Genomic DNA, 25,742 nt, shown 5'->3' with positions numbered 1-25,742 from the left:
CAGCGCCATCACGCCACCGATGCAGAAGAACGCGAACGACGTCACCAGATACAGCGTGCCGATCGTCTTGTGGTCAGTGGTGGTGAGCCACTTGATGACCACGTTGCCGGGCTGCTTGCGCCGTACCGGCAGCTCGTTCTCGTACGAGTCCTCAGCTGCGGCGGCACCCTGGGGTTCGTTGAGGATGCTCACAGGTTTGTCGTCTCCCGGTTCTTCTCGTGGCTCGTCTGCGCGATGCCGGCGGGAATGTAACCGGTCTGCCCCTTCTTCGCGAGGTCCTTGAGGTGCTGCTCGTAGCGCTCGGGGGAGACGACCTTCACGTTGAACAGCATCCGGGAGTGGTCGACACCGCAAAGCTCTGCGCACTTGCCCAGGAAGGTGCCCTCCTTGTTGGGGGTCACCTGGAAGGCGTTGGTGTGGCCCGGGATGACGTCCTGCTTCATCAGGAACGGAACCACCCAGAAGGAGTGGATGACGTCACGCGAGGTGAGGACGAAGCGGACCGTCTTGCCCTTGGGGAGCCAGAGGGTCGGACCGGGGTTCCCGGTCTGCGGGTTCTTCGTCGCGGGCGTACCGACGTCGTAGACACCGCCGGCGTTGGCCGGGAAGTCCTTCTTGAACCGGTCCGGAATGGCGGCCAGGTTCTCGTCGGTGTTCGCGTCGCCGGTGGAACCCTCGACGTTCTCGATGTAGTTGAAGCCCCAGCTCCACTGGAAGCCGACGACGTTGACCGTCAGGTCGGGCTTCTTGGAGGTGTCGAGGAGCTTCGACTCGTCACGTGCCGTGAAGTAGAAGAGCACCGAGACAATGATCAGCGGAACCACGGTGTACAACGCCTCGATGGGCATGTTGTACCGGGTCTGCGGGGGTACCTCGACCTTGGTGCGGCTGCGCCGGTGGAACATGGCGCTCCACAGGATCAGGCCCCAGACCAGCACGCCGGTGGCGAGCGCGGCTGCCCAGGATCCCTGCCACAGGGAGAGGATCCGCGGAGCCTCTTCGGTGGTGGGGGTGGGCATACCAAGGCGGGGGAAGTCCTTGTATGTGCAACCGGTCGCGGTCACCAGGACCAGGCCCGCAGTCATTGCCTGCAGCAGCTTCCGCCGCATCGGGCGCCGCGGCGAGCGGTCGGAGCCGTTGGGACTCACGTAGCGCCTTCCCGAGAGTCTCGCCCGCGCGGGTTGGCTGCGGCCTGCCTTCTGGGGGGTCGGTCGCCGCCCTGCGTCGGGCAGGGGTTTGGATGTTTATGCGGACCAAACCCTACTGGACGCAATTTGGGGTCGCGCGGGGAGGGTCCCCAACGCGCCGGGGGTCACCCCGAAGGGGTCTGATGAGGGGTTGGGCGCCCAATGGGGTGGGGGGTTCCGTTCGTTGGCGAGTGCTGCGCCGTCGTGGCTTGTCGCGCAGTTCCTCGCGCCCCTATAGGTGGGACCACGTGCCCCCTGTTGAGGACTTAGCGTTGGGGTGTGTCCTACTTCGATGCCGCTTCCTCAGCCCCGCTCCACCCTGTTGCTCGGCAGGCTCTGTTGGCCTCGCTCGATGAGGGGTGGGCCGATCCCGCACGTTTGTACAGGGAGGGGCGACGGGCTCGGTTGTTGCTCGACGCGGCTCGGGAGGCCGCGGCGGAGGCCGTTGGATGCCGTCCCGATGAGTTGACGTTCATGTCGTCCGGGACGCGGGCCGTGCACGCCGGGGTCGCCGGGGCACTCGCGGGGCGTCGCCGCATCGGACGCCACCTGATCGTGTCAGCGGTCGAACACTCGTCGGTGCTCCATTCGGCGGAGGAGTGGGAGGCGGCGGGCGGGGCGGTGACGACGGTCGCGGTGGATCGTGGCGGTGCCGTGGCTGTCGAGGGGTACGAGGCTGCCGTACGGCCGGACACCGCGCTGGCCTGTCTCCAGTCGGCCAACCACGAGGTGGGGACCGAGCAGCCGGTCGCGGAGGTGGCCGAGGTGTGCCGGGCGGCCGGGGTGCCGTTGCTGGTGGACGCGGCGCAGTCGCTCGGGTGGGGGGCGGTGGCCGGGCCCTGGTCGTTGCTCACCGCCAGTGCCCATAAGTGGGGTGGGCCCTCCGGGGTCGGGCTGCTCGCCGTGCGTAAAGGGGTGCGGTTCGCGGTGCAAGGGCCCGTGTACGAGCGGGAGTCGGGGCGGGCGGCCGGGTTCGAGAACCTGCCGGCGATCGTCGCGGCGGCGGCTTCGCTGCGTGCCGTACGGGCCGAGGCGGCCCAGGAGGCGGTACGGCTGCGGGAGCTGACGGAGCGGATCCGGGCGCGGGTGCCGGAGTTGGTCCCCGACGTGGAGGTCGTCGGCGATCCGGTACGAAGGCTGCCCGGGGTCGTCACCTTCTCCTGTCTCTATGTCGACGGAGAGACGCTGCTGCACGAGCTGGACCGGGAGGGCTTCTCCGTCTCGTCCGGATCCTCCTGCACGAGCAGCACGCTGACGCCGAGCCACGTACTGCGCGCGATGGGCGTACTGAGCGAGGGCAATGTGAGGGTGTCACTGCCCGCCGGGACCCCGGCCGAGGACGTCGAGCGGTTCCTGAACGTCCTGCCGGGCGCGGTGGCGACCGTACGGGAGAAGCTGGGCGTGCCGATTCCGGTGACGGTCCGGGAGGAGGACACCCTCGTCGTGGACGCCCTCGGCAAGCGCTGCCCGATCCCGGTGATCGAGCTGGCGAAGGTCATCGGCGACGTCCCGGTGGGCGCCACGATCCGCGTCCTCTCGGACGACGAGGCAGCCCGCCTGGACATCCCCGCGTGGTGCGAAATGAGGGCCCAGGAGTACGTAGGCGAGGAACCGGCAGAAAAAGGAACGGCATATCTAGTCCGCCGGTTGAGGTAGACGCGCCCCAAAGGGGCGCGGGGAACTGCGCGACCAGCCCCCACGCACCCGCAGACGAAAACTCAGCCCAGATGCCCCTGAACCTCCACCGCGGCGTCATCCCCATACGCCTTACGGAACCGCTCCATGAAGTTGGCCCGCCGCAACTGGTACTCCTGAGTACCAACCGTCTCGATGACAAGCGTCGCCAGCATGCAACCCACCTGCGCCGCCCGCTCCAGCGAAACCCCCCACGCCAGCCCCGACAGGAACCCCGCCCGGAACGCGTCGCCGACACCCGTCGGCTCGACCTTCGCCTCCTCGTCCGGGCAGCCGACCTCGATCGGGTCCTCACCGGCGCGCTCGATGCGTACGCCCCGTGCGCCGAGCGTGGTGACCCGGGTGCCGACCTTGCCGAGGATCTCGCTGTCGGACCAGCCGGTCTTGGACTCGATGAGGCCCTTCTCATACTCGTTCGAGAAGAGGTACGCGGCGCCCTCCAGCAGGACCTTGATGTCGTCGCCGCCCATACGGGCGATCTGCTGGGAGAAGTCCGCGGCGAACGGGATGGACCGGGTGCGGCACTCCTCGGTGTGGCGGAGCATCGCCTCCGGGTCGTCCGCGCCGATCGAGACGAGGTCGAGGCCGCCCACGCGGTCGGCGACCGTCTTCAGCTCGATGAGCCGGGCCTCGCTCATCGCGCCGGTGTAGAAGGAGCCGATCTGGTTGTGGTCGGCGTCGGTGGTGCACACGAAACGCGCGGTGTGCAGCGTCTCGGAGATACGCACCGAGCCGGTGTCCACGCCATGGCGGTCCAGCCAGGCGCGGTACTCGTCGAAGTCGGCGCCGGCGGCCCCGACCAGGATCGGCCTGGTGCCGAGCTGGCCCATGCCGAAGGCGATGTTCGCACCCACGCCACCCCGGCGTACGTCGAGGTTGTCGACCAGGAAGGAGAGCGAGACCGTGTGCAGCTGGTCCGCTACGAGCTGGTCGGCGAAACGGCCGGGGAAAGTCATGAGGTGGTCGGTGGCGATGGAGCCGGTGACTGCGATACGCACGACGAGGACACTCTCCTGCAAGGGGAGGCGGGATTGACAGTTCACGCTACCCGGTCGGCCCGTGCGCGCTGTAGCAGGCAAAACTACCCGATAGTAGATCTTTCTCGGACGGGTATCCGGTGCATACGGTTCCGGTATGACGAACTTCAAGGTCAACCCGGTCCAGCAGGTGCGCCACGACCTCGAAGGCGGCCTGGCCTCCCTGCGCGGCGACTGCGCCCGGATGGCACCGCACTGGGCGGCTCCGGACCGGGTCGTCGTCCTGCCCGTCTCTCCGTCCCGTATCCATGGAGTGACGGTCCCGTCGGCCTCGGCCCGGCTGGTGGACGCGATGCCGGAGTACGGCGACTGACGGGCGGCGACCGGCGGTACCCCGCCGACCAGCGCTCGAAGGGAACCGCGCGCTCCCCCGTTGCGTCCCATCGCTGTCCCCCGTAAAGAGGACGCGGTGTACGACCCCACCGTGCCTGTCGGTGACAGGACCGGGCCGGTCGGGACAGCCGGGACAGCTGGGAGCCGAAGGAGCGATGCGGTGAACACCGAGCGACCCGATCACGACGACGCCGACGACAAGGCCCCCGAGGCCGACGCCGGCGGCACCACCGAGGCCGTGCCGGAGGAGAGCGGCGCCGAGGAGCGCCCGTCCCCGCGCCGGTCCCCGGTGCTCGTCGCCTCGGTCGCCGCCGCGGTCCTGCTCGTCGGGGGCGGCGGGGCGTACCTCGCCACCAGCGCGACCGGCGGCTCGGGCGACGGCGGCCGTACGGACAACACCGCGGCGCCGGGCGGCGACGGCACCACTCCCCCGGCGCTGGCCCTCGACGGCTACACCGGGGGCGACGGCACGGGCGGTACGAGCGGTATCGCGCCCGGCGAGCCCGACCCGAACGGCGTGACCTATCGCGCCGACGGCACGCTGCCCGCCGGGCCCGCCTCTGCGCCCGTGTACTCGACGGCGAAGGACGAGATCACCGCCGCCGAGGTGACCCGGCTGGCCGAGGCGCTCGGCGTCGAGGGGAAGCCGGTCACGGAGGCCGAGAGCTGGCTGGTCGGTGCCGCGAAGGACGGGACGGGCCCGGTTCTGCGGGTGAACAAGCAGGCGCCGGGGACCTGGTCCTTCAGCCGGTATCTCGCCGGCGGCACCGACAACTGCGAGAGCACGACCGTGTGCACGCAGAACTCCGGCGACGAGACGACCGTGAAGCCGGTGAGCGAGGCGGTGGCGAAGAAGGCCGCCGCACCCATCCTCAAGGCGGTCGGCCAGGACGACGCGAAGCTCGACGCCGGTCAGCTCATGGACACCCAGCGCGTCGTGAACGCCAACCCGGTGGTCGGCGGGCTGCCGACGTACGGCTGGACGACCGGTATCCAGGTCAGCGCGCAGGGCGAAGTGGTGGGCGGCAGCGGCCAGTTGGCGACGCCGGTGAAGGGCGACACGTATCCGGTGCTGGGCGCCAAGGCGACGCTGGCCCTGCTCAACGAGCCCGGTGCGGTGACGACTCCCGAGCCCCGCATGGGCATCGGGGGCTGCGCCACCCCCGTACCGCTGAAGGACCGCCTGGAGGCGCCGTGCGGTACGACGACGCGGGCGAAGGAGTCGCTCACCGTCGACAAGGCGGTGTTCGGGCTGGCCTCGCACTCCGTGTCCGGGCAGCCGGCGCTGGTGCCGTCGTGGCTGTTCGAGGTACGGGCGGAGGGTGCCGGCGAGGGCTTCACGGTGACGTATCCGGCGGTCGACCCGAAGTATCTGGCCGGGGCGGAGTCGAGTGCGGAGCCGTCTCCGACGCCCACGCCGACCGCGCCCGGCCAGGAGCCGACGTCCGGGACGACGACGCGTGACATGAAGATCGAGGGCTACACGGTCGCCGACGACGGCAAGGCGCTGACCGTGGGCTTCTGGGGCGGGGTGTGCAGCGAGTACTCGGCCTCGGTGGAGGAGAACGGCGAGGTGACGGTGACCGTGACCTCGACGACCGAGAAGGGCAAGGTCTGCATCATGCTCGCCAAGGCCACGTACGAGACCGTGCAACTGGACGAGCCCCTGGGTGACCGGAAGGTCGTGGGGGCGGACGGGCAGGCGATCCCCGAGGGCGACTTCGCCAAGAGGTGACCCTCGGCACAGATGAAGGCGGCGCCCCCGTCGGAGGGGGGCGCCGCCTTCCTGTACGAGCTGTGGTCTAGCTGAAGGAGTCGCCGCAGGCGCAGGAGCCCGTCGCGTTCGGGTTGTCGATCGTGAAGCCCTGCTTCTCGATCGTGTCGACGAAGTCGATGGAGGCGCCGCCGAGGTACGGAGCGCTCATACGGTCGGTGACGACCTTGACACCGCCGAAGTCCTTGAGAACGTCACCGTCGAGGGAACGCTCGTCGAAGAACAGCTGGTAGCGCAGACCCGAGCAACCGCCGGGCTGGACCGCGACACGCAGGGCGAGGTCCTCGCGGCCTTCCTGGTCGAGCAGGGCCTTGACCTTCGCCGCGGCGGCGTCGGACAGGATGATGCCGTCGGTGACGGTGCTGGTCTCGTCCGATACGGACATCTACATCTCTCCCGGGTTGTACGGAGACTGCTTGCCGACGAGTGCAACCGGCGGGGCCGCGGATTCATTCCGGGCCGAGAGTCTGTCTTACCGTTCTGACTTTTTCGTTCTCTCTACCCATGCTCGCACACGCGCAGAAGCGCGAACAGCGACCTGTGGACAGGCTCCGGGCCGGCTGCGGGATTCATGTCACATCGACGCTATGGACCTCGTCAAAGTGACATGAAGGGCTTACCATAGATAGCGTCAATTCGACGAAAAGGCAGTCCCGCAGAACAGAAAGGGTGCGTGTCGTGACCACCGCCCAGACCCAGGAACTCGACGTACAGCCGTCGCCCCTCGCCCTGCTGCTCCTCGGCCGTGAGGCCGACCCGCGGAGCGAGCGCGGCGTCGAGTGTCCCGGCGACCTGCCCTCCCCCTCCGACCCGGACCTGGTGGCACGCGCGCGTGCGGCCAAGGAGAAGCTCGGCAACAAGGTCTTCGTGCTCGGCCACCACTACCAGCGCGACGAGGTCATCCAGTTCGCGGACGTCACGGGCGACTCCTTCAAGCTGGCCCGGGACGCGGCGGCGCGGCCGGAGGCGGAGTACATCGTGTTCTGCGGTGTGCACTTCATGGCGGAGTCGGCGGACATCCTGACCGGCGACGAGCAGAAGGTCGTGCTGCCGGATCTCGCCGCCGGGTGCTCCATGGCCGACATGGCCACCGCCGAGCAGGTCGCCGAGTGCTGGGACGTGCTGACGGAGGCCGGGGTGGCCGAGCAGGTCGTGCCCGTGTCGTACATGAACTCCTCGGCGGACATCAAGGCGTTCACCGGGAAGCACGGCGGCACGATCTGCACGTCGTCCAATGCCGAGCGCGCGCTCGAGTGGGCGTTCGAGCAGGGTGAGAAGGTCCTGTTCCTGCCGGACCAGCACCTGGGCCGCAACACGGCGGTACGGGACATGGGCATGTCGCTCGACGACTGCGTCCTGTACAACCCGCACAAGCCCAACGGCGGTCTGACGGCGGAGCAGCTGCGCGACGCGAAGATGATCCTGTGGCGCGGCCACTGCTCGGTGCACGGGCGGTTCTCGCTGGACTCGGTGAACGACGTCCGGGCCCGCATCCCCGGGGTGAACGTCCTGGTCCACCCTGAGTGCAAGCACGAGGTGGTGGAGGCGGCGGACTACGTCGGCTCGACCGAGTACATCATCAAGGCCCTGGAGGCGGCCCCGGCCGGTTCCAAGTGGGCCATCGGGACCGAGCTGAACCTGGTACGCCGGCTGGCGAACCGTTTCGCGCCCGAGGGCAAGGAGATCGTCTTCCTCGACAAGACGGTCTGCTTCTGCTCGACGATGAACCGCATCGACCTCCCCCACCTGGTCTGGACCCTGGAGTCCCTGGCCGACGGCAAGCTGGTGAACCAGATCTCGGTCGACCGGGAGACGGAGGCGTTCGCGAAGCTGGCGCTGGAGCGGATGCTGGCGCTGCCGTAGAGCCTTTCCTGCCCTACGGCCCCGTGCCCCGCTGTCACCCCGAGACGGGTTTCCGCTCGGGGTGCGCGGGGTCGAGGCTGAAGACCGTGCCGTCCGGGGTGGCCGCGATCAGCGCTCCGCCGTACGGCAGCACCGCGGGCTTGATCGCGTCGCCGTTCGACACCTGCTCGACGCGCGCGGCCGTCTCCCAGAGCAGCGTGCCGTTGCCCGCGTCGAGCGCCGCGACCCGGCCGCTGGGGCTGGCCGCGTACACGGTGCGGGTACGGGCGTCGTAGGTGGGCGGGCCGGAGTGCTCGACGCCGGTCCGGGTCGTCCACAGCTGCTTGCCGGTCAGCGGGGACACTGCGCTCACCTGGCCGTCGGCCCCGGTGATCCAGAGGGTGTCGGCGGCCAGCGTCACCGAGCCCGTGTAGGGCTTCGCCGGTGTCGTCGTGGTGCTCGCCCCGGTGTCCGGGTCCACCAGCAGGAACGTGCCGGACGTCCCGTCCTCGGCGGACGCCTGTCCGTCGGTTCCCGCCGCCAGGACGACCAGTTTGCCGCCGGCGGCACCGAGCAGGGCCGTCTGGTACGGGACCTTGAACGGCCGGACCACCGAGCCGTCGGACAGGTCCAGCCGGATGATGTCGGCGGTCCGGGGGTCGTCCGTCATCGGGAGGCAGTGCGCGTACAGGCCGGTGCCGACGGTGGTGAACGTGCAGTAGGTGCCGTCAGGCAGTTGTGTGGTCCAGCGGTCGGAGCCGGTGCGTGGGGAGCGGGCCGTCACCAGTCGGCCGCCGACGTCGGTGGTCATGACGAGGTCGCCGGTCAGGGCCACCTCGACGTTGGTGTCGTTCACCTCGCGGGACCACAGCTCCTCGCCGCTCTCCGTGTCGAGGGCGATCACGCGGGTCGTCGCGTCGACGGTGTTCTCGTTCGCGTAGGCGGCGTACCGGACGAGCATCGCGCCGTCCCGCACCCCGAGGAGCGCGAAGTCGTTCCGCCCCTCGCCGCCTCCTTCGGCGGCGGTCGCGAGGGAGGAGCGCCAGACGGTGGCGCCGGTGAGGCCGTCCAGCCGTACGGGCAGGATGCTGCTGCCCGCGCAGTAGACGGCGTCCTCGTACCTCTCGCAGGTGGAGTCGCCCCGGTTGCCGTTCTCCGTGCCCAGCGGGTTGACCTCGCCCCGCTGTGCCGTCTGCAGCACCGTCGTCTGCCAGGGCTGCCAGCCTCTGGGGACCGCCGACCAGCGGGAGCCCGCGACCGGGGCGGTGCTCACCGAGGAGTCGTCCGCGAAGCCCGGTCCGAACCGGATGTACCAGCCCGTCCCCAGGACCAGCACGCCCAGGGTGCAGACCGTCGCCAGCACCGGGCGGACCCGGCGGCCCCTGCGCCCCCGTGCACGCCTCGCCGTGGCCCGGGTGGGCGCCGCCGGGTCGGCACCACCGGCGTGGGTCTCCTCGATGGTCCGCAGCACGTCCCGGCGGAGCGTCACGGTGCCCGGGTCACCGGGGTCGGGTTCGGGCAGGACCGCCGCGAACTCCAGGGCCAGCACGTCGAGTCCGGGCCGGTCGGCGGCCTCCTTGGTCAGACAGCGCTCCAGGACCGCGCGCAACGGCTGCGGTACGCCGTCCAGTGCGGGCGCCTCGTGGACGACCCGGAAGGCGGTCATGTAGGGGCTGTCGGCGTCGAACGGGCCGCGTCCGGTGGCCGAGAAGACCAGGAGCGCCCCGAGGGAGAAGACGTCCGAGGCTGGCCCGACCTTGCGGGCGTCGGTGAACTGCTCCGGTGACATGAAGGGCGGGGTGCCGATCATCTGGCCGGTCTCGGTCAGGGTCTGGTGGTTCTCCGCCGCGCGGGAGATGCCGAAGTCGATGACGCGGGGGCCGTCGTCCGCCAGCAGGACGTTCGCCGGTTTCAGGTCCCGGTGCACGACCCCGGCCCGGTGGATGTCCCGCAGCGCCTCGACCAACCCGAGGGCCAGTTGGCGCAGTTCGGCCGGGCGGAGGGCGCCGCCCTCGCGGATCCGGTCGGCGAGGGAGCGTCCCGGCACGTACTGGGTGGCCATCCAGGGGCGTACCGCCTCGGGATCGGCGTCCACGACGGGTGCGGTGAAGGCGCCGCTCACCTTGCGGACGGACTCGATCTCCTGCCGGAAGCGGGCGCGGAAGACCTTGTCCTCGGCGTACTGGGCGTGCACGACCTTGACGGCGACCTCACGCCCGGAGCGTGATCTGCCCCGGTAGACGATGCCCATGCCGCCGGAGCCGAGCCGGTCGACCAATTTGTACCCGCCGACCGATTTCGGGTCCTCCTTGTGCAGCAGCACGCCCGAATTCCCCTTCCCGTGTACGGCAGTTCGAGCCACACAATACGGAACCCGATCACGCCGACGGCCGGGTACCGAACCTTTGGGGGTTCGGTACCCGGCCGCCATGGGGTCGGACGGTCAGACGCCCGCGGGCTCCGCCTCCTGCACCGGGGTGTCCGTCCTGTCGGCCTTCTTCGCCGCCTTCTTCTTCGCCCGCCGTTCCTTCCGCAGCTCCACCATCGCGTAGAGCGTCGGAACGAGCAGCAGGGTCAGGGCAGTTGACGTGATCAGGCCGCCGATGACGACCACCGCGAGCGGCTGGGCGATGAAGCCGCCCTCGCCGGTCACGCCCAAGGCCATCGGGAGCAGGGCGAAGATGGTCGCCAACGCCGTCATCAGGATCGGGCGGAGACGGTGCCGGCCGCCTTCCACCACCGCTTCGACGACTCCGTATCCCTGGCCGCGGTACTGGTTGATCAGGTCGATCAGCACGATCGCGTTCGTCACCACGATGCCGATCAGCATCAGCATGCCGATCATCGCCGGGACGCCCATCGGGGTGCCCGTGGCGACCAGGAGGCCGATCGCGCCCGTCGCCGCGAACGGGATCGACACCAGGAGGATCAGCGGCTGGATCAGCGAACGGAACGTCGCCACCAGGAGCATGAAGACGATCGCGATCGCCGCCAGCATCGCCAGCGCCAGGTTCTTGAACGCGTCGTCCTGGTCCGACGACACCCCGCCGATCTCCGCCGTCGCGCCCTCCGGGAGCTTCAGCGCGTCCAGCTTCGTCGTCAGGTCCGCGCTGACCGCGCCCGTGTTGTCGCCGGTCGGGCGGGCCGTGATCGTCGCGGCCCGCTGGCCGTCGATCCGGGTCATCGACACCGGGCCGTCCACCAGCTGCACGTCCGCGATGTCGCCCAGCTTCACCGCGCCCAGCTGGAGCGCCTTCAGCTCGTCCAGCGTCTCCGCCGGCTTCGCCGACCTGATGACGACGTCGCGCTCGGTGTCGTCCAGGGTCGCCTTGGCCGCCGTCGTGCCCTTGACCGCCTCGGCCACCGCCGCGCCCAGCGTCTGCTGGTTGTAACCGGCCGCCGCAGCCTTGGAGTTGGCCCGCACCGAGATGCGCGGCACGCTCTGCGCCAGGTTGCTGGTGACGTCGGTGACGTCGTCCAGGCCCGCCACCGTGTCGCGTACCTCGTCCGCCGCCTTGCGCAGGACGTCCGCGTCGGCCGCCTTCACGACCACGCTCAGGTCCTGGCTGCCGAAGCCGTCACCGGCCGCGATGGTGGTCGTACCGATGCCGGAGAGCTTGCCCAGGCCCTCCTCGATCCGGTCCTGGACGTCGTCCGCCGACGCGGAGTCCTCCAGCATGATCTGGTACGAGGCCTGGTTGGTGTCCGTGCCACCGCCGAAGGCCGCCAGGAAGCCGGACGAGCCGATCGTCACCTGGTAGTCCTTGACGCCCTTCACGTCCGCGAGCAGCTGCTCGACCTTCTGCGCCTGGACGTCCGTCGCCGCCAGGCTCGCACCGGGCTTCAACTGCTGCTTGACGGTGAGGACCTCCTGCTCGCCCTGGTCGAAGAAGTTGGTCTTCAGAAGCGGGGCCATGCCGAAGGTGCCGATCAGGACGACCGCCGCGATCGCCACGCTCATCAGCCGGCGCCGGGTCGCGAACCGCAGGACAGGCACGTACACGCGCTGGAGCCTGCTCTTCGCCTCCTTCTCCTCGGCCAGCCTGCGGGCCTCGTCCGCGTCGTCCGGGGTGTCCTTCGGGGCGCGCAGGAACCAGTACGAGAGGACGGGTACGACCGTCAGGGAGACCAGGAGCGACGCCAGCAGGGCCGCCGTCACCGTCAGGCTGAACGCGCCGAACAGCTGGCCGACCATGCCGCCGACGAGGCCGATCGGCAGGAACACCGCGACCGTCGTGAGCGTCGAGGACGTCACCGCGCCCGCGACCTCCCTGACCGCCTTGAGGATGGCCTCCTGGCGCTCCTCGCCGTAGCCGAGATGGCGCTTGATGTTCTCCAGGACGACGATCGAGTCGTCGACGACCCGGCCGATCGCGATCGTCAGCGCGCCCAGCGTCAGCATGTTCAGGGACAGGTCCCTGGTCCACAGGACGATCAGCGCCAGGACCACCGACAGCGGGATCGAGACCGCCGTGACGAGGGTCGAGCGGACCGACGCCAGGAAGACCAGGATCACGATCACCGCGAAGAGCAGGCCGAGGCCGCCCTCCGTCGTCAGGCCCTTGATGGACTTCGCCACCGCCGGGCCCTGGTCACTGACCACCGTGATGGTCGAACCGGCGCCCAGGTCCTTCCGCATGTCGGCGAGTTTGTCCTCGACCGCGTCCGAGATCGCGACCGCGCTGCCGTCGTTGTCCATCGTGACGCTGACCGCGAGGCTCGGCTTGCCGTCCGTACGCGTGATCGAGTCGGCCTTCGCCGACTCCTGCTTGACGGCCGCCACGTCGGCCAGGCGCACCGGCTTGGCCTGCGAACCGGGCACGCCCGTGACCATCAGGTCCTCGATCTGCTGCACCGAGGTGAAGCCGCCGCCGACCTGGACCGTGCGGTTGTTGCCGTCCTCGTCGAAGGAGCCCGCCGGGACGGTCGCGCCGCCCGCCTGGAGCGCCTGGGCGAGGGCCGCGGAGGTGAGACCGGCCGCCGTCAGCTTCCTGTCGTCCGGAGTGACGGTGATCTGGAGGTCCCGTACACCGTCGACCGTGACCTGGCCGACGCCGTCGATGGCCCGCAGGTCGGGGACCACCGTGCGGTCGAGCCGGTCGGCGAGGGCCTGCTGGTCCTGGTCGGAGGTGACGGCGAGGACGACGGTGGGGATGTCGTCCGTCGAACCGGCGACGACCTGCGGGTCCACGTCGTCCGGGAGCTGCACGCGGGCCCGGTTGACGGCCTGCTGGACGTCGGCGACGAGCTGCTTGGTGTCGTTGCCGAAGTCGAAGGACGCCGTGATCAGGGCGTTGCCCTCGCTGGCCGTGGAGGTGACGCCGGTGATGCCGTCGACGCCTTCGAGGTTGTCCTCGATGGGCTCGACGACCTGCTTCTCCACCACGTCGGGGGACGCACCCTGGTAAGGCGCCAGGACGGACACCACCGGGAGTTCGATGGTGGGCAGCAGCTGTTGCTTGAGCTGCGGTATCGCTATCGCTCCGAAGACGATCGCGACGATCGACATCAGCCCTATCAGGGCCCGTTGCGCGAGGCTGAACCTGGACAGCCAGGACATGGGTGAGCGTCTCTCTTCTGTGGCCTGAGCGGAGGAAGGGCGCACGCGTGACACCTACACGCATCACACATATGAGCGCCTGCCCCTACACCCTGAGCCATAGGACACCCCTGTTTCGTAGCCCCCAGGTCCCGTTTCCTTACCCGGTCCCTACTCCGGCCGCAGTACGCCCTTCGAAGCTCACTCCACCCTTGGACGTACCAGCCCCGACTCGTACGCGATGACGACGAGTTGGGCCCGGTCCCGGGCGCCCAGCTTGGCCATGGCCCGGTTGACGTGCGTCTTCACCGTCAACGGGCTGACTGCGAGGCGCTCCGCTATCTCGTCGTTGGAGTGCCCGCCGGCCACCTGTACGAGCACCTCGCGCTCCCGTCCGGTCAGCGCGCCCAGCCGCTCGGCGCGGGCCGGGTCGCGGCCGTCGTCCAGTACGTCGCCCTGGGCGAGGAACTGCGCGATCAGCCCCTTGGTGGCGGCCGGCGACAGCAGTGCCTCGCCGCCGGCGGCGACCCGGATGGCGTTGAGCAGTTCGTCGGGCTCGGACCCCTTGCCGAGAAACCCGGACGCTCCGGCACGCAGCGACTGCACCACGTACTCGTCGACCTCGAACGTCGTCAGCATCACCACCCGGACATGCGCGAGCCCCGGATCCGCGCTGATCAGCCGGGTCGCGGCCAGTCCGTCGGTGCCCGGCATCCGGATGTCCATCAGCACGACGTCGGCCCGTGTCTCCCGTGCCAGCCGCACCGCCTCCGCCCCGTCGGACGCCTCCCCGACCACCTCCATGTCGGACTCCGAGTCCACGAGCACCCGGAAGGCGCTGCGCAGCAGAGCCTGGTCGTCGGCGAGCAGGACACGGATCGTCATGGGCGGCCCTCACAAATCGTCATGCGCGTCTCGTACGTCGTCATGCGTTCTTATACGGGTGTGGCGGCGCTGTCCGCGGCTCGCGGGCTGCTCTTCACCGGCAGGATCGCATGCACCCGGAAGCCGCCTCCGTATCGGGGACCGGCGGTGCAGTCGCCGCCGACCGCGGTGACCCGCTCCCGCATCCCGAGCAGCCCGTGCCCGCCGCCCTCCTCCGGCCCGCCGTCCTGCCCTGGCCCGTTGTCGAGCACGGTGATCTCGATGTTCGGGCCCACGCGTACGACACTGACCTCGGCCTTCGCCTCCGTCCCCGCGTGTTTCTGTACGTTCGTCAGGGCTTCCTGGATGACCCGGTAGGCGGCCAGGTCGATCGCCGCGGGGAGGGTGGTGCCCTGGTCGGCGCGGGCGACCTCGACCTGGAGACCGGCGTTGTGGAAGGTCCCGACCAGCTCGGCGAGCCGGTGCAGACCGGGGGCCGGTTCGGTGGGCGCCTCCGGATCCCCGGACTGGCGCAGCAGCCCGACGGTCGCGCGCAGCTCGTTCAGCGCGGAGCGGCTGGCCTCCCGTACGTGGGCGAGGGCCTCCTTGGCCTGGTCGGGGCGCTTGTCCATGACGTGCGCGGCGACTCCGGCCTGGACGTTGACGAGGGCGATGTGGTGGGCGACCACGTCGTGCAGATCACGGGCGATGCGCAGCCGCTCCTCGGCCACCCGGCGCCGCGCCTCCTCCTCCCGGGTTCGCTCCGCTCGCTCGGCGCGCTCCCTTATGGCGTCCACGAAGGCCCTACGGCTGCGTACGGCGTCCCCGGCGGTCGCGGCCATGCCGGTCCAGGCGAAGATGCCGAGGTTCTCCTGCGCGTACCAGGGCAGGGGGCCGGCCAGCATCGCGGAGCCGGTGAGGACGGTCATCGTGAGGAGGCCGACGCGCCAGGTGGTGGGGCGGTCGGTGGTCGACGCGACGGTGTAGAGGGCGATCACGGCGGACATCGCGACGGGGGCGCGGGGGTCGGCGGTGATGGACTCGACGACGGAGGCGGTGCCCGTGACCGCGAGCACCCTCATGGGGGCGCGGCGGCGGAAGACGATCGCGGCGGCGCCGAGCACCATGAGGACCAGGCTGAGGGCGTCGGGGTTGCGGGCGGTCCAGCCGCCGCCGTGCTTGCCGTGCGGGTCGACGAACGAGGCGGCCAGCATGCAGGCGAGGACCGCTGCGGCGAGGGCCACGTCCAGCACGAGGGGATGCGCTTTCAGATGCCTTCGGGCGCGCTGGAGGGTGCTCACGTTTGTCAAGGTAACCCACCGAGGCGTTGAGCCGAATGGAACCTCAGCCCGGGATCAGGCCGTCGTCGCCCAGGAGTTCCCGGACCTCCTCCAGCGTCGCGTCCGGCGACGGGAGGATGAGGTCCGACGGGTCCAGGGCGTCGTCCGGCAGGGGTTCGCCGAGCTCGCGGACCTTGTCCAGCAGGAGGTGGAGGGTACGGCGGAAGCCGGGGCCGTCGCCGGTCTCCATCTCCGCCAGGAGCACGTCGTCCAGCTTGTTCAGTTCGGTGAGGTGGCTGTCCGCCAGCCTCACCTGCCCCTCCCCCATGATCCGTACGATCATGTCGCCCTCCTCAGGCGTGGGCCACTGCTGTGGGTTACTGCTTGTCGAACCGCGGAGTGTCCTTCGGCTGCTGCTGGGACTGCTGCTGGCCGCCACCGCCCTCGATGGCCTGCTGCCCGGCGGACGAACCACCCGCCAGCTCGGCCTTCATGCGCTGCAGCTCCAGCTCTACATCCGTACCACCGGAGAGCCGGTCCAGCTCGGCCTGGATGTCGTCCTTCGCCATGCCCGTGGGGTCGTCGAGGGCGCCCGAGGCGAGCAGCTCGTCGATCGCGCCCGCGCGCGCCTGGAGCTGTGCCGTCTTGTCCTCGGCCCGCTGGATGGCCAGGCCCACGTCGCCCATCTCCTCGGAGATGCCGGTGAACGCCTCACCGATCCGGGTCTGGGCCTGGGCGGCGGTGTACGTCGCCTTGATCGTCTCCTTCTTCGTACGGAAGGCGTCGACCTTGGCCTGGAGGCGCTGCGCCGCAAGGGTGAGCTTCTCCTCCTCGCCCTGGAGGGTCTGGTGCTGCGTCTCCAGATCGGTCACCTGCTGCTGGAGGGCGGCACGGCGCGAGAGCGCCTCGCGGGCCAGGTCCTCACGGCCCAGCGCGAGCGCCTTGCGGCCCTGGTCCTCCAGCGTGGAGGACTGCTTGTTCAGCTGGGCGAGCTGCAGCTCCAGGCGCTTGCGGCTGGTCGCCACGTCGGCGACTCCGCGGCGCACCTTCTGGAGCAGTTCCAGCTGCTTCTGGTACGAGTAATCGAGGGTTTCGCGCGGGTCCTCGGCCCGGTCAAGGGCCTTGTTCGCCTTCGCGCGGAAGATCATCCCCATACGCTTCATGACACCGCTCATGGGCTTCGCGCGCCCCCTTCTGACGGACTCCAGCTCCAGCACCTGCAACAGGACCAACAGTACGGGCCCTGCCTCCATTACCGCACTGTTCCGGGCCCGATGCGCTCATCCCCAAGGACGACTGCGATCTGTCCCACTCCGGCGTAGGGAGTAGGTGGCCCCCTACTGTTCGCCCTCTGTCCTGCTCTCTGTCCGGTCTTCTTCGTCTTCTTCAGACGACCGGCGTTGCCGGATCGTTCCCCACTCGGCTGGGGTCCATGCCCCGATACCCCTTACCCTTGGGTTTTGTGTTCCGTAGCCGCGCCAAGGAAGAGAAGGCACCCGCCGACAAGGCGGCCGTGACCGACTCCAAGCAGACCCGTGACCCGCAGGCCCCGAAGGGCAGGCCCACTCCCAAGCGGAGCGAGGCCCAGACCCAGCGCCGCAGCGTGGCCAATACGCCGAAGACGCGCAAGGAGGGGGCCAAGCGACAGCGCGAGGAGCGCCGTGCCGCGATGGACCGCCAGCGCCAGGCCCTCGCCAGCGGGGACGAGCGTTATCTCCCCGCCCGCGACAAGGGCCCGGTACGCCGGTTCTCGCGCGACTTCGTCGACTCGCGCTTCTGTGTCGCCGAGTTCTTCCTGCCGATGGCCGTCGTCATCCTCGTCCTGAGCATGGTGCGGGTCGGCGCGCTCCAGAGCATCGCGCTGCTGCTGTGGCTCTTCGTGATCGTGCTGATCATCGTCGACTCGGTCGGTATCGCGATCCGGCTGCGCAAGCAGCTCGCCGCCCGCTTCCCGAACGAGCGGACGAAGGGCGCGGTCGCCTACGCGCTGATGCGCTCCCTCCAGATGCGTCGCCTCCGGCTGCCGAAGCCGCAGGTCAAGCGCGGAGAGCGGCCCTGAGCACGACGCCTTTCTCCGGGGGAGCGGCGGATGCCTGGCTGCACAGGCTGGGCGGGCTGCGGAATGTAGTACGACAGGAACTGGTGGCCCGGCAGCTCGACGAGCAGATAGCCGGGCGGTTCCCGGTCGGGCAGCGGTTGCGGGTCCTCGACGTCGGTATGGGCCAGGGCACGCAGGCGCTGCGGCTGGCCCGGGCCGGCCATCAGGTCACCGGTGTCGAGAAGGACCCGAAGATGCTCGCCGCGGCCCGCGAGGCCCTCGCCGCCGAGCCGGAGGGCATCCGTGAGCGCGTCCGGCTCTTCGAGAGCGACGGCCGCGACACCGGGGTGCACTTCCTCCCGGGCAGCTTCGATGTGGTGCTGTGCCATGGCGTACTGATGTACGTCGAACTGCCGGATGCCCTGCTGGCGGGGCTGGCGCGGATGCTGGCGCCGGGCGGGCTGCTGTCGTTGCTGGTGCGCAACGGGGACGCTCTGGCGATGCGGGCGGGGCTTGCCGGGGACTGGGCGGGCGCGATGGGTGCCTTCGACACGGACTCTTATACGAATCGGCTCGGGCTTGAGGTGCGCGCCGACCGGTTGTCCACGTTGACCGGGACGCTCGCCGGCATCGGGGCGCCGTTGCATGCGTGGTACGGGGTTCGGGTGTTCACGGATACGGCGTCCGACGACGCCGAGATTCCGGGCGAGGCCGAGGTTGAGGCGTTGCTGGCGGTGGAGGAGCGGGCGGGGCGGACGGATCCCTATCGGCAGGTGGCTGCGTTGTTGCACCTGTGCGGGGTTCGGGGCTGAGGGGTTGTGTGTTGGCTGACGGCCGGTGGGGGCTGGTCGCGCAGTTCCCCGCGCCCCTAAAAGGCGCCCCTGAAGGGGCGCTTTTAGGGGCGCCCCTTCAGGTACCGCTACGCGTCTTGCGCGTCGTGGAGGCTCATCGGGCCGTAGATCTCTGTGGTGTCCTCGAACAGCCGTACCTGGTCCGTGCCGCCTGCGAGAAGGTCCTTCCAGTACTCACCGATCCAGGACTCGGCATCCCCCTGCGTCGTGAACTCCTCGGGCTCCACCGCGGGCTGGACCTCCGCCCCGTCGGTCTTCTCGAACCGCCACGTCCATGCCGCCATGTACGCCTCCCAGATGTGAACCACTGCAGACCAGAAGCCTGATCTTGATCCGGCTCCTGCCCCGAGCCTAGCCGGACGCGCAAGACCTGCGGGGACACGCGAAAATCAGGTTCGTGGAACTCACTCTGCTCGGCACCGGTGCCCCCGCGGGACTCCCCCGCCCCGACTGTGCGTGCGCTGCCTGTACCGGCGCGCTCGGCGTGCACGCGCGGGCGGCCACCGCGCTGCTCGTGGACGGCACGCTGCTGCTCGACCTCACCCCCGGCGCCGTACTCGCGGCCGCGCGCGCGGGGCACTCACTGGGCGGCGTACGGCAGGTGCTGCTGTCGCATCCGCACGACGGGCCCGCCGTGGAGGTGCCGGCGGGGCTGCCGCAGCCCGGACGGGTGCCGGACGGGCGGGAGTTGGCGCTGCTGACCGGGCACCGGGTGCGCGCGGTGCCGATGGACGCGCCGGGTACGGGGTACGCGGTGACCGGTCCGGACGGGCAGCGGCTGCTGTACCTGCCGCCGGGCGGGGCGCCGTCCGGGCTGGACAAGAACGGTCCCGCGTACGACATGGTCCTCGCGGACGTGGTGAGCCGGCCGGACGCGTTGGCCCGGCTGCGGGCGGTGGGGGCGCTGGGCCCGGCCACGGACGTCATCGCCGTCCATCTGGACCATGACGTGCCGCCGGGTGCGGAGCTGCGGCGCAGGCTCGCGGCGGCGGGTGCGCGGGCGGTGGCGGACGGTACGACGTTGACGGTGGGGGTGTACGAGGACGTGCCGGACGTGCCCCGGCGGACGCTGGTCCTCGGGGGCGCCCGTTCCGGGAAGTCGGTGGAGGCGGAGCGGCGGCTGGAGGCGTTTCCGGATGTGCTGTACGTGGCCACGGGCGGGGCGCGGAACGGGGACGGGGAGTGGGCGGCGCGGGTGCACGCGCATCGGGAACGGCGGCCGGGGTCGTGGCGTACCGAGGAGACCTGCGACCTCGTACCGCTGCTGGAGGAGGACGGGGCGCCGCTGCTCATCGACTGTCTGTCGCTGTGGCTGACGGATGCGATGGATCGGGTGGGGGCGTGGGACGACGCGGAGTGGGCGGGGGGCGGGGAGAAGGAGTTGCGGCGACGGGTACGGGAGTTGACGGGGGCGGTTCGGTCGACGCGACGAACCGTCGTCGCCGTGTCGAACGAGGTGGGCTCGGGAATCGTCCCGGCGACGGCATCCGGCCGCCGGTACCGAGACGAACTGGGACGCCTGAACACGGCATTCGGCGCCGAGTGCGAGCACGTGCTGCTGGTGGTGGCGGGACAGGCGGTCGTACTCAGGGGCTGAGGCCGGGTGTGGCTGGGGCGGGGGTGGGTCGCGCAGCCCGGCGCTGTACGGGGTGCCGCTCTCGGTGGGACGGGAGCCACCCTTAGCGGCACGCATGCCCGCAGCTGGGTGGGCTGGGCGGGAGCCACTGCGCGAGCTGACCGCGCGGCCCGTCACCTGCGAACCCCGCCCAGCCGGGCGCCCCTCCAGGGGCGCGGGGAACTGCGCGACCAGCCCCCACCGGCCCGCAGCCGAACGAATCCGGACGGGCAGGGCTTTCAGGGGCGCGAGGAACTGCGCGACCAGCCCCCGCCGGGCCACAGCCGCTACACCGCCCCGTCTCTCCTCGCGATGATCCGGTACGTGTTCGCCAAGCGGGCCCTGCGCAGCAGAGCCTGCGGCTCGCGGCGGGTCGTCGTGATGATCGTGCAGTGGTGGGACTCCAGTTCCGTCACCAGGTTGGCCGGTGGCATCAGGTGGAGGTGGCGGGGCTGGGCGTACCAGGGCCACCACCTGCCCAGCAGCGTGCCGAACGCACCGTGCGGATCCGGGACCTCGATCAGGAGGTGGCCGCCGGGCCGCAGGACCCGAAGAGCCGCGCGGAGCTCCTCGCGGGGATCCGGCGTGTGTTCCAGGTGATGGAACATGCTGACGACGTCGTAACGGGCGCACAGGCCGTTGACGATCCTCTCGTCGGTCAGGCGGCCTCTGTACGCCTCCTCGATGTGGCCCGAGGCACGGGCCTTCTGGACGCGGCGGGTCGTGTCCACGCCGTCGAACGCCGTGTACGGGAAGTAGCGCTTCGCCGCCGCCGGGAACGCCCCCTCCCCCGTCCCCACATCCAGCCAGCTCTCCGGCTCCGGGAAGCGCAGCATCGCGCGGGCCGCCGCCCGGTGCCGGCGGGGCGCGACCGGGTGCCGGACCTCGGGCAGGTCCCGGTGGTAGAAGGCCAGGCCCTCCGCGGTGAGCCGGGGGTTCTGGAAGGCGTGCGCGCAGTCTCCGCACTCGTCGACGACGAACGTCCCCGGCCCACGCCGCCCCCGCTGCCGGAGGTCCGGTGCTCGCAGGCGGGTACGTAGCCGCTTCGAACCGCACCAGGGACAGTCCTCCCGACGCGGCTCGTGGAACCCGTCGTTCGTCCCGGTCGCCTGTGGGGCCGTAGCCCTGGGGTTGGGGGCGGGGGGCATGGGCGGCTCCTGCCAACGGAGGTGCTCCGACATTGCGTGTCAAAACGTTACGTAGGGGATCGTGATCCCGGGTGCAATGACATGGCTTCCACGTGGCGGCGCCCTGTTCGATCGCTGCCGGTACTGTTCGGCGAATGAGCTCGCTTAATCTCGACGACTTCACCGATCTGATCGAGCGTCCCGACGGCGGTGTGCGCCGCGACGCGGAGGCGCGCAGGGAGCGCCAGATCGTGCCGCCCGGGTCGCTCGGGCGCCTCGACGACCTGGGTGAGTGGCTGGCGGCGGCGCAGTCCTCCGTACCGGTGAAGCCGGTCGAACGGCCGCGGGTCGTGCTGTTCGCGGGGGATCACGGGATCGCTGGACTGGGTGTGTCGGCGCGCCCCGCCGGCAGCGCCGACCAGTCCGTGCGGGCCGTGCTCGACGGCTCCAGCCCGGTCGCCGTGCTCGCGCGCCGGCTCGGGGTGCCCGTACGGGTCGTCGACATGGCGCTGGACTGCGAGCCGGACGCGCTGCCCGACGGGGTCGCCGGGCACCGGGCGCGGCGCGGCAGCGGGCGGATCGACGTCGAGGACGCGCTGACCCTGGAGGAGGCGGAGGCCGCCTTCCTCGCGGGGGTCGCCGTGGCCGACGAGGAGGCCGACTCGGGTACGGATCTGGTGGTGCTCGGCGATGTGAGCGTCGGCGGGACCACCCCGGCGTCGGTGCTGGTGGCCGCGCTGTGCGGGACCGACGCCTCCGTAGTCACCGGGCGGGGCGGGCTGCCGATCGACGACCTGGCGTGGATGCGCAAGTGCGCCGCGATCCGTGACGCGCTGCGGCGGGCCCGGCCGGTGCTCGGCGACCAGTTGCAGCTCCTCGCCACGGTGGGCGGCGCCGACCTCGCCGCGATGACCGGGTTCCTGCTGCAGAGCGCGGTGCGCAAGATGCCGGTGATTCTGGACGGTGTCGTATCGGCCGCCTGTGCGCTGGTCGGGCAGCGGATCGCCTTCCGGGCCCCTGACTGGTGGCTCGCCGGGCACAACAGCGGGGAGCCGGCCCAGGCGAAGGCCCTGGACCGGATGGCACTGGAGCCGCTGCTCGACCACGGCGTGACCGTGGGCGAGGGGACCGGTGCACTGCTGGCCCTGCCGCTGGTCCAGGCCGCGGCGGCCCTGGCGGCCGAACTCCCCGAGGTGCCCGAGGCACCCAAGACCGAGGAGGCGACTCCCGAGGTCGCGGAGGAGATCTCCGGGGCAGAGGACCTCTGACTGGCGGGACATATGGGGCATTCAGCACACCATGCCCCATATGATCACCCTCTATGGGAGATCCCCGGCTCGCGCCGAACGTTCAGCGACGCCCCAGCACCACCGCCTCACGGCGAGCCGCCGCGTTCGCCGTCTGGTATCTGCGGGTCGTCACCTTCGTCAATCTCCTCAGCGCGGTGTGGGTCTCCTTCGGGAACGACGTACGGCGGCACAACGAGGAGAACTTCTACACGCCGTACCTGCTGACCGCCGGCTTCGCCTCCGGGGTCTTCACGATGTTCCTCGCGATCACCATGCGGCGCCGCAAACGGGCCGCCTGGATCCTGAACATCGCGCTCGGCTCACTGTTCCTGCTGCTGTTCGCCCTCGCGATGTTCTTCGCGGAGATCCGGGAGCACGCGCAGAACTGGGTCTCGCTCGTCCTCACCGCCGCGTTCGTCGCCGCGCTCGTCGTGGGGAAGCGGGAGTTCTACGCCAAGGGCGACCGGTCCAACGCGCGGCTCGCCGCCGCCGTCGGGGTCGGCGGGCTGCTCGTCTGCTCGCTCCTCGCCGCGCTCCTCGTCACCGTCGCCAACCAGGCGGACGACAGCCACCGTTCGACGTTCCTGGAGCGCTGGAACTACGGCACGATGCGGCTGATCTCCGTCGCCTCCGACGACTCGGGCTTCACGGGGATCTCCACGCCCAACTGGGTCGACGTCGTCATCAACGTCATGAGTACGCTGCTGATCCTCGCCGTCCTCTACGCCGCCTTCCGCTCCCGTCGTGCCGTCGACCCGCTCACCGAGGACGACGAGACCCGGCTGCGTGCCCTGCTCGACCGCAACGGCGACCGCGACTCCCTCGGCTACTTCGCGCTGCGCCGCGAGAAGAGCGTCATCTGGTCCCCCACCGGCAAGGCCGCCGTCGCCTACCGCGTCGTCGGCGGGGTCTCGCTGGCCGCCGGTGATCCGATCGGCGACCCGGAGGCCTGGCCCGGCGCCATCGACCCGTGGCTCGCCGAGGCCCGCGTCCACGGCTGGATCCCGGCCGTGATGGGGGCGGGCGAGGAGGCCGGGACGGTGTACGCGCGGCACGGTCTCGACGCCCTCGAACTCGGCGACGAGGCCATCGTGGAGATCGCGGAGTTCACGTTGGAGGGGCGGGCCATGCGGACCGTCCGGCAGGCCTACAACCGGGTCAAGCGGGCCGGGTACACCGTGCGCGTCCGCCGCCACGCGGACATCCCGGCCGAGGAGATGACGTACCTCCTCCAGCGCGCCGACGACTGGCGGGACGGCGAGACCGAGCGCGGGTTCAGCATGGCGCTGGGGCGGCTCGGCGATCCGGACGACGGGCAGTGCGTGATGCTCGAATGCGCCGACGGGGAGGGCGAGTTGAGGGCCGTGCTGTCCTTCGTTCCCTGGGGGCCGAACGGGCTTTCGCTCGACCTCATGCGGCGCGACCGGGACTCCGACAACGGGCTGATGGAGTTCATGGTCATCGAGCTGCTCCAGCGCGCCCAGGAGATCGGGATCACTCAGGTGTCGCTCAACTTCGCGATGTTCCGTTCCGTCTTCGAACGTGGCGGGCGCATCGGCGCGGGGCCGGTGCTGAGGCTGTGGCGGTCGCTGCTCGGCTTCTTCTCCCGCTGGTGGCAGATCGAGTCGCTGTACCGCGCCAACGCGAAGTACCGGCCCATCTGGGAGCCCCGGTTCCTGCTCTTCGAGAAGAGCGCGGACCTGCCGCGCATCGGCATCGCCGCGGCCCGCGCGGAGGGCTTCCTGGAGGCACCGGGACTGCCGAAGTGGCTGCACCGGAAGCACCTGGAGTCGAAGAGATGACAGCGGGGAGATGAGTGATGAGTACGGTCGTCCGCTGGGCCCACGCCGAGTGGGGGCCGCTGTACGTCGCCGTACGCGGGCCCCTGCTCCGGCGCCGGTGGCGGGCGCTGCCCATGACGCTCGGCGTCGTGTGTCTGACCGCGCTCGTCCAGTTCACGCAGAACCAGTCCTGGGGCTATCAGTTCGTGCAGAACATCGGTGCGGTCCGCGCCGAGAACCCCCTGTGGCTGGCCCTCCTCCGCACCCCGCTCTCCCTCTTCGTGCCGGCCCTGGACCTGCCCGTGTGGGGCGCGCTGGCGCAGATCCTGGTCGTCTTCGGCATCGCGGAGATCTGCCTCGGCTGGTGGCGCACCCTCGTCATCGCGTACGTCGCCACCCTCGCCGGCACGCTCTACGCGCGCGTGGGCATCGCCGTGGGCCCGTCGGGCTTCCTCGGGCTGCCCGGCGCGGACGCGCATGTCGTGGACACCGGCCCGTCGGCGGCCGTGGTGGGCCTCGCCGTGTTCCTGGGCTGGCGCTACCGGGCGTACGTGACCGCCGCCGCGGTGATCGTCGCGATGGTGGTGGAGGTGATCCTCAAGGACAACCTCGCGGGCAAGGAGCATCTGGCGGCCATCGTGGCCGTACTCGTCCTGTGCGGGGTCTCGGCGCTGCGTCACGGACGTACGACGGGAGCCCGGGCGGGCTCGGGGTCGGGCTTGCCGCCGATCAGGTCCTGAACGCGGCGGCGGGGGCCTGCCCAGCGGCGGTCGTGGCGGTAGGCGCGCAGGGTGGAGCGGGAACGGGAGCGCGGGCGGCGGACGTAGAAGCGCTTCGCCCAGGGCGAGCCGGGGCGGGCCAGCCGGATCGCGCCGATGATCGCGACGAAGGGGACGATCACCCCGAAGATCGCGGTGCGGGGCTTGCCCTTGCTGAGGGCGAGGAGGGAGAAGAGGAAGTTGATGCCGACGCTGACGATGGCGCCGCCCCGGTTCTGGAGGTCCTCGTCGCTGAGGTCGTTCACGCCGAACGGCAGGAAGCCCAGGAGGACCAGGCCGACCAGGGCCGCCGTCAGCACCACCACCTCGACGCTCTGCCGGCCGGCCTCGGTCCAGTAGACGTCGTCGAGATGCAGGATCAGCGCGAACTCGTCCAGCACCAGGCCCGCGCCCATCCCGAACAGCACCGCGCACAGGCCCGCGCCGAAGCCGCGCTGTCCGCTGGCCACGGCCCCGAATCCGCCCACGACGGTCAGGACGACCCCGGGCACGACGTGATGGATGTGCATCCCGCCCGCCTTGACGTTGCCGAACGGGCCCTTGCCCGCGCGGATCATCCGGGTGACGACCCGGGTGATGAGGAACGTCAGGACGAAGGCGGCGAGCGCCAGGAGCAGCGGCAGCTTGCCCGGCTCGACGATGTTCCGCTCCAGCCAATGACCCATGCGCGCACTTTATCCGCTTATACGCCGTTATCGACTGCTTACCCCA

The 25,742-nt window shown here is 70.5% G+C and carries 22 protein-coding genes and 1 pseudogene; 10 read left to right on the top strand and 13 right to left on the bottom strand.

The features are described from left to right. A pseudogene (locus ACWCRB_RS31955) lies at window positions 1–192 on the bottom strand (cytochrome ubiquinol oxidase subunit I); the annotation flags it as partial. Beyond that, window positions 189–1,148, bottom strand: a complete 960-nt coding sequence (gene ctaC / locus ACWCRB_RS31950) for an aa3-type cytochrome oxidase subunit II (RefSeq protein ID WP_450999366.1) — start codon at window positions 1,146–1,148, stop codon at window positions 189–191. The gene ctaC and the pseudogene ACWCRB_RS31955, both read right to left, overlap by 4 nt. 318 nt (window positions 1,149–1,466) lie before the next feature. Between ctaC and ACWCRB_RS31945 the strand changes: the two genes are divergently transcribed. Continuing rightward, a complete protein-coding gene (locus ACWCRB_RS31945; protein ID WP_450999365.1) occupies window positions 1,467–2,843 on the top strand; it encodes an aminotransferase class V-fold PLP-dependent enzyme in 1,377 nt (458 codons plus the stop codon). Between the two features lie 62 nt (window positions 2,844–2,905). Here the strand turns inward: ACWCRB_RS31945 and ACWCRB_RS31940 are convergent, their stop codons facing one another. Continuing rightward, window positions 2,906–3,880, bottom strand: coding sequence for a carbohydrate kinase family protein (locus tag ACWCRB_RS31940; RefSeq protein WP_450999364.1), 975 nt, complete (start codon window positions 3,878–3,880; stop codon window positions 2,906–2,908). Window positions 3,881–4,016: 136 nt separating this feature from the next. On the opposite strand from ACWCRB_RS31940, the gene ACWCRB_RS31935 reads away from it, so the two are divergent. Together ACWCRB_RS31935 and ACWCRB_RS31930 are read left to right on the top strand one after the other, a co-directional pair. Next, window positions 4,017–4,232, top strand: coding sequence for a hypothetical protein (locus ACWCRB_RS31935; protein WP_450999363.1), 216 nt, complete (start codon window positions 4,017–4,019; stop codon window positions 4,230–4,232). Window positions 4,233–4,412: 180 nt separating this feature from the next. Further along, on the top strand, window positions 4,413–5,987 hold the full coding sequence (locus tag ACWCRB_RS31930) for a hypothetical protein (protein ID WP_450999362.1): 1,575 nt from the start codon (window positions 4,413–4,415) through the stop codon (window positions 5,985–5,987). 67 nt (window positions 5,988–6,054) lie between these two features. On the opposite strand, the gene ACWCRB_RS31925 is transcribed toward ACWCRB_RS31930, so the two are convergent. Beyond that, window positions 6,055–6,411 carry an iron-sulfur cluster assembly accessory protein gene (locus tag ACWCRB_RS31925; RefSeq protein ID WP_369036767.1) on the bottom strand — a complete coding sequence of 119 codons (357 nt, stop codon included), beginning with the start codon at window positions 6,409–6,411 and terminating at the stop codon, window positions 6,055–6,057. Between the two features lie 293 nt (window positions 6,412–6,704). On the opposite strand from ACWCRB_RS31925, the gene nadA reads away from it, so the two are divergent. Beyond that, the gene (nadA, locus tag ACWCRB_RS31920; protein ID WP_450999361.1) at window positions 6,705–7,889 is read left to right on the top strand and encodes a quinolinate synthase NadA; all 1,185 of its coding nucleotides are present in this window, start codon (window positions 6,705–6,707) and stop codon (window positions 7,887–7,889) included. A gap of 34 nt (window positions 7,890–7,923) precedes the next feature. Here the strand turns inward: nadA and ACWCRB_RS31915 are convergent, their stop codons facing one another. From ACWCRB_RS31915 to ACWCRB_RS31890, 6 genes are all read right to left on the bottom strand, one after another. Then, window positions 7,924–10,191: a serine/threonine-protein kinase gene (locus ACWCRB_RS31915; protein ID WP_450999360.1), complete on the bottom strand. Its 2,268-nt coding sequence runs from the start codon at window positions 10,189–10,191 to the stop codon at window positions 7,924–7,926. 120 nt (window positions 10,192–10,311) lie between these two features. Beyond that, window positions 10,312–13,428, bottom strand: coding sequence for an efflux RND transporter permease subunit (locus ACWCRB_RS31910; RefSeq protein ID WP_450999359.1), 3,117 nt, complete (start codon window positions 13,426–13,428; stop codon window positions 10,312–10,314). A gap of 180 nt (window positions 13,429–13,608) precedes the next feature. Further along, the gene (locus ACWCRB_RS31905) at window positions 13,609–14,292 is read right to left on the bottom strand and encodes a response regulator transcription factor (RefSeq protein ID WP_450999358.1); all 684 of its coding nucleotides are present in this window, start codon (window positions 14,290–14,292) and stop codon (window positions 13,609–13,611) included. A 50-nt stretch (window positions 14,293–14,342) separates the two neighbouring features. After that, the gene (locus tag ACWCRB_RS31900) at window positions 14,343–15,572 is read right to left on the bottom strand and encodes a sensor histidine kinase (RefSeq protein WP_450999357.1); all 1,230 of its coding nucleotides are present in this window, start codon (window positions 15,570–15,572) and stop codon (window positions 14,343–14,345) included. Window positions 15,573–15,615: 43 nt separating this feature from the next. Beyond that, window positions 15,616–15,894 carry a PspA-associated protein PspAA gene (pspAA, locus tag ACWCRB_RS31895; RefSeq protein WP_369036761.1) on the bottom strand — a complete coding sequence of 93 codons (279 nt, stop codon included), beginning with the start codon at window positions 15,892–15,894 and terminating at the stop codon, window positions 15,616–15,618. 34 nt (window positions 15,895–15,928) lie between these two features. Further along, window positions 15,929–16,726 (bottom strand): PspA/IM30 family protein, encoded by a 798-nt coding sequence (locus ACWCRB_RS31890; protein WP_450999367.1) that lies wholly within the window; start codon window positions 16,724–16,726, stop codon window positions 15,929–15,931. A 257-nt stretch (window positions 16,727–16,983) separates the two neighbouring features. Here ACWCRB_RS31890 and ACWCRB_RS31885 point away from each other — a divergent pair, with 257 nt between their 5' ends. Both ACWCRB_RS31885 and ACWCRB_RS31880 read left to right on the top strand, forming a co-directional pair. Next, entirely contained in the window at window positions 16,984–17,610 is a 627-nt protein-coding gene (locus ACWCRB_RS31885) for a DUF3043 domain-containing protein (RefSeq protein WP_369036760.1), read from the top strand. Window positions 17,611–17,693: 83 nt separating this feature from the next. Next, window positions 17,694–18,401 (top strand): class I SAM-dependent methyltransferase, encoded by a 708-nt coding sequence (locus ACWCRB_RS31880; protein ID WP_450999356.1) that lies wholly within the window; start codon window positions 17,694–17,696, stop codon window positions 18,399–18,401. A gap of 107 nt (window positions 18,402–18,508) precedes the next feature. On the opposite strand, the gene ACWCRB_RS31875 is transcribed toward ACWCRB_RS31880, so the two are convergent. Then, window positions 18,509–18,724 (bottom strand): hypothetical protein, encoded by a 216-nt coding sequence (locus tag ACWCRB_RS31875; RefSeq protein ID WP_369036758.1) that lies wholly within the window; start codon window positions 18,722–18,724, stop codon window positions 18,509–18,511. Between the two features lie 113 nt (window positions 18,725–18,837). Here ACWCRB_RS31875 and ACWCRB_RS31870 point away from each other — a divergent pair, with 113 nt between their 5' ends. Then, a complete protein-coding gene (locus ACWCRB_RS31870) occupies window positions 18,838–20,037 on the top strand; it encodes a bifunctional adenosylcobinamide kinase/adenosylcobinamide-phosphate guanylyltransferase (RefSeq protein WP_450999355.1) in 1,200 nt (399 codons plus the stop codon). Window positions 20,038–20,342: 305 nt separating this feature from the next. Here the strand turns inward: ACWCRB_RS31870 and ACWCRB_RS31865 are convergent, their stop codons facing one another. Then, window positions 20,343–21,203, bottom strand: coding sequence for a class I SAM-dependent methyltransferase (locus ACWCRB_RS31865; protein ID WP_450999354.1), 861 nt, complete (start codon window positions 21,201–21,203; stop codon window positions 20,343–20,345). Window positions 21,204–21,337: 134 nt separating this feature from the next. Here ACWCRB_RS31865 and cobT point away from each other — a divergent pair, with 134 nt between their 5' ends. Genes cobT through ACWCRB_RS31850 form a run of 3 tightly spaced genes read left to right on the top strand, consistent with a single transcriptional unit; the run spans window position 21,338 to window position 24,992 of the window. Further along, window positions 21,338–22,450 (top strand): nicotinate-nucleotide--dimethylbenzimidazole phosphoribosyltransferase, encoded by a 1,113-nt coding sequence (gene cobT / locus ACWCRB_RS31860; RefSeq protein ID WP_450999353.1) that lies wholly within the window; start codon window positions 21,338–21,340, stop codon window positions 22,448–22,450. A gap of 53 nt (window positions 22,451–22,503) precedes the next feature. Continuing rightward, window positions 22,504–24,273 carry a phosphatidylglycerol lysyltransferase domain-containing protein gene (locus tag ACWCRB_RS31855; RefSeq protein WP_450999352.1) on the top strand — a complete coding sequence of 590 codons (1,770 nt, stop codon included), beginning with the start codon at window positions 22,504–22,506 and terminating at the stop codon, window positions 24,271–24,273. A gap of 17 nt (window positions 24,274–24,290) precedes the next feature. After that, a complete protein-coding gene (locus tag ACWCRB_RS31850) occupies window positions 24,291–24,992 on the top strand; it encodes a hypothetical protein (protein ID WP_450999351.1) in 702 nt (233 codons plus the stop codon). Here ACWCRB_RS31850 and ACWCRB_RS31845 read toward each other — a convergent pair. Continuing rightward, complete coding sequence (locus ACWCRB_RS31845; protein WP_450999350.1) at window positions 24,929–25,696, bottom strand: hypothetical protein; 768 nt, start codon at window positions 25,694–25,696, stop codon at window positions 24,929–24,931. The genes ACWCRB_RS31850 and ACWCRB_RS31845 overlap by 64 nt on opposite strands. Between the last annotated feature and the right edge of the window lie 46 nt (window positions 25,697–25,742).

The organism is Streptomyces sp. NPDC002156 (genome assembly GCF_053593675.1).
This window is presented reverse-complemented; position numbering and strand designations above follow the sequence as displayed.

Coding starts and splice junctions, on each gene's coding strand:
- ACWCRB_RS31910 (WP_450999359.1), bottom strand. CDS start 13,428: ATGTCCTGGCTGTCCAGGTTCAGCCTCGCGCAACGGGCCCTGATAGGG.
- ACWCRB_RS31935 (WP_450999363.1), top strand. CDS start 4,017: ATGACGAACTTCAAGGTCAACCCGGTCCAGCAGGTGCGCCACGACCTC.
- ACWCRB_RS31855 (WP_450999352.1), top strand. CDS start 22,504: ATGGGAGATCCCCGGCTCGCGCCGAACGTTCAGCGACGCCCCAGCACC.
- ACWCRB_RS31875 (WP_369036758.1), bottom strand. CDS start 18,724: ATGGCGGCATGGACGTGGCGGTTCGAGAAGACCGACGGGGCGGAGGTC.
- ACWCRB_RS31905 (WP_450999358.1), bottom strand. CDS start 14,292: ATGACGATCCGTGTCCTGCTCGCCGACGACCAGGCTCTGCTGCGCAGC.
- ACWCRB_RS31925 (WP_369036767.1), bottom strand. CDS start 6,411: ATGTCCGTATCGGACGAGACCAGCACCGTCACCGACGGCATCATCCTG.
- ACWCRB_RS31850 (WP_450999351.1), top strand. CDS start 24,291: ATGAGTACGGTCGTCCGCTGGGCCCACGCCGAGTGGGGGCCGCTGTAC.
- ACWCRB_RS31845 (WP_450999350.1), bottom strand. CDS start 25,696: ATGGGTCATTGGCTGGAGCGGAACATCGTCGAGCCGGGCAAGCTGCCG.
- cobT (WP_450999353.1), top strand. CDS start 21,338: ATGAGCTCGCTTAATCTCGACGACTTCACCGATCTGATCGAGCGTCCC.
- ACWCRB_RS31890 (WP_450999367.1), bottom strand. CDS start 16,726: ATGAGCGGTGTCATGAAGCGTATGGGGATGATCTTCCGCGCGAAGGCG.
- ACWCRB_RS31885 (WP_369036760.1), top strand. CDS start 16,984: ATGCCCCGATACCCCTTACCCTTGGGTTTTGTGTTCCGTAGCCGCGCC.
- pspAA (WP_369036761.1), bottom strand. CDS start 15,894: ATGATCGTACGGATCATGGGGGAGGGGCAGGTGAGGCTGGCGGACAGC.
- ACWCRB_RS31865 (WP_450999354.1), bottom strand. CDS start 21,203: ATGCCCCCCGCCCCCAACCCCAGGGCTACGGCCCCACAGGCGACCGGG.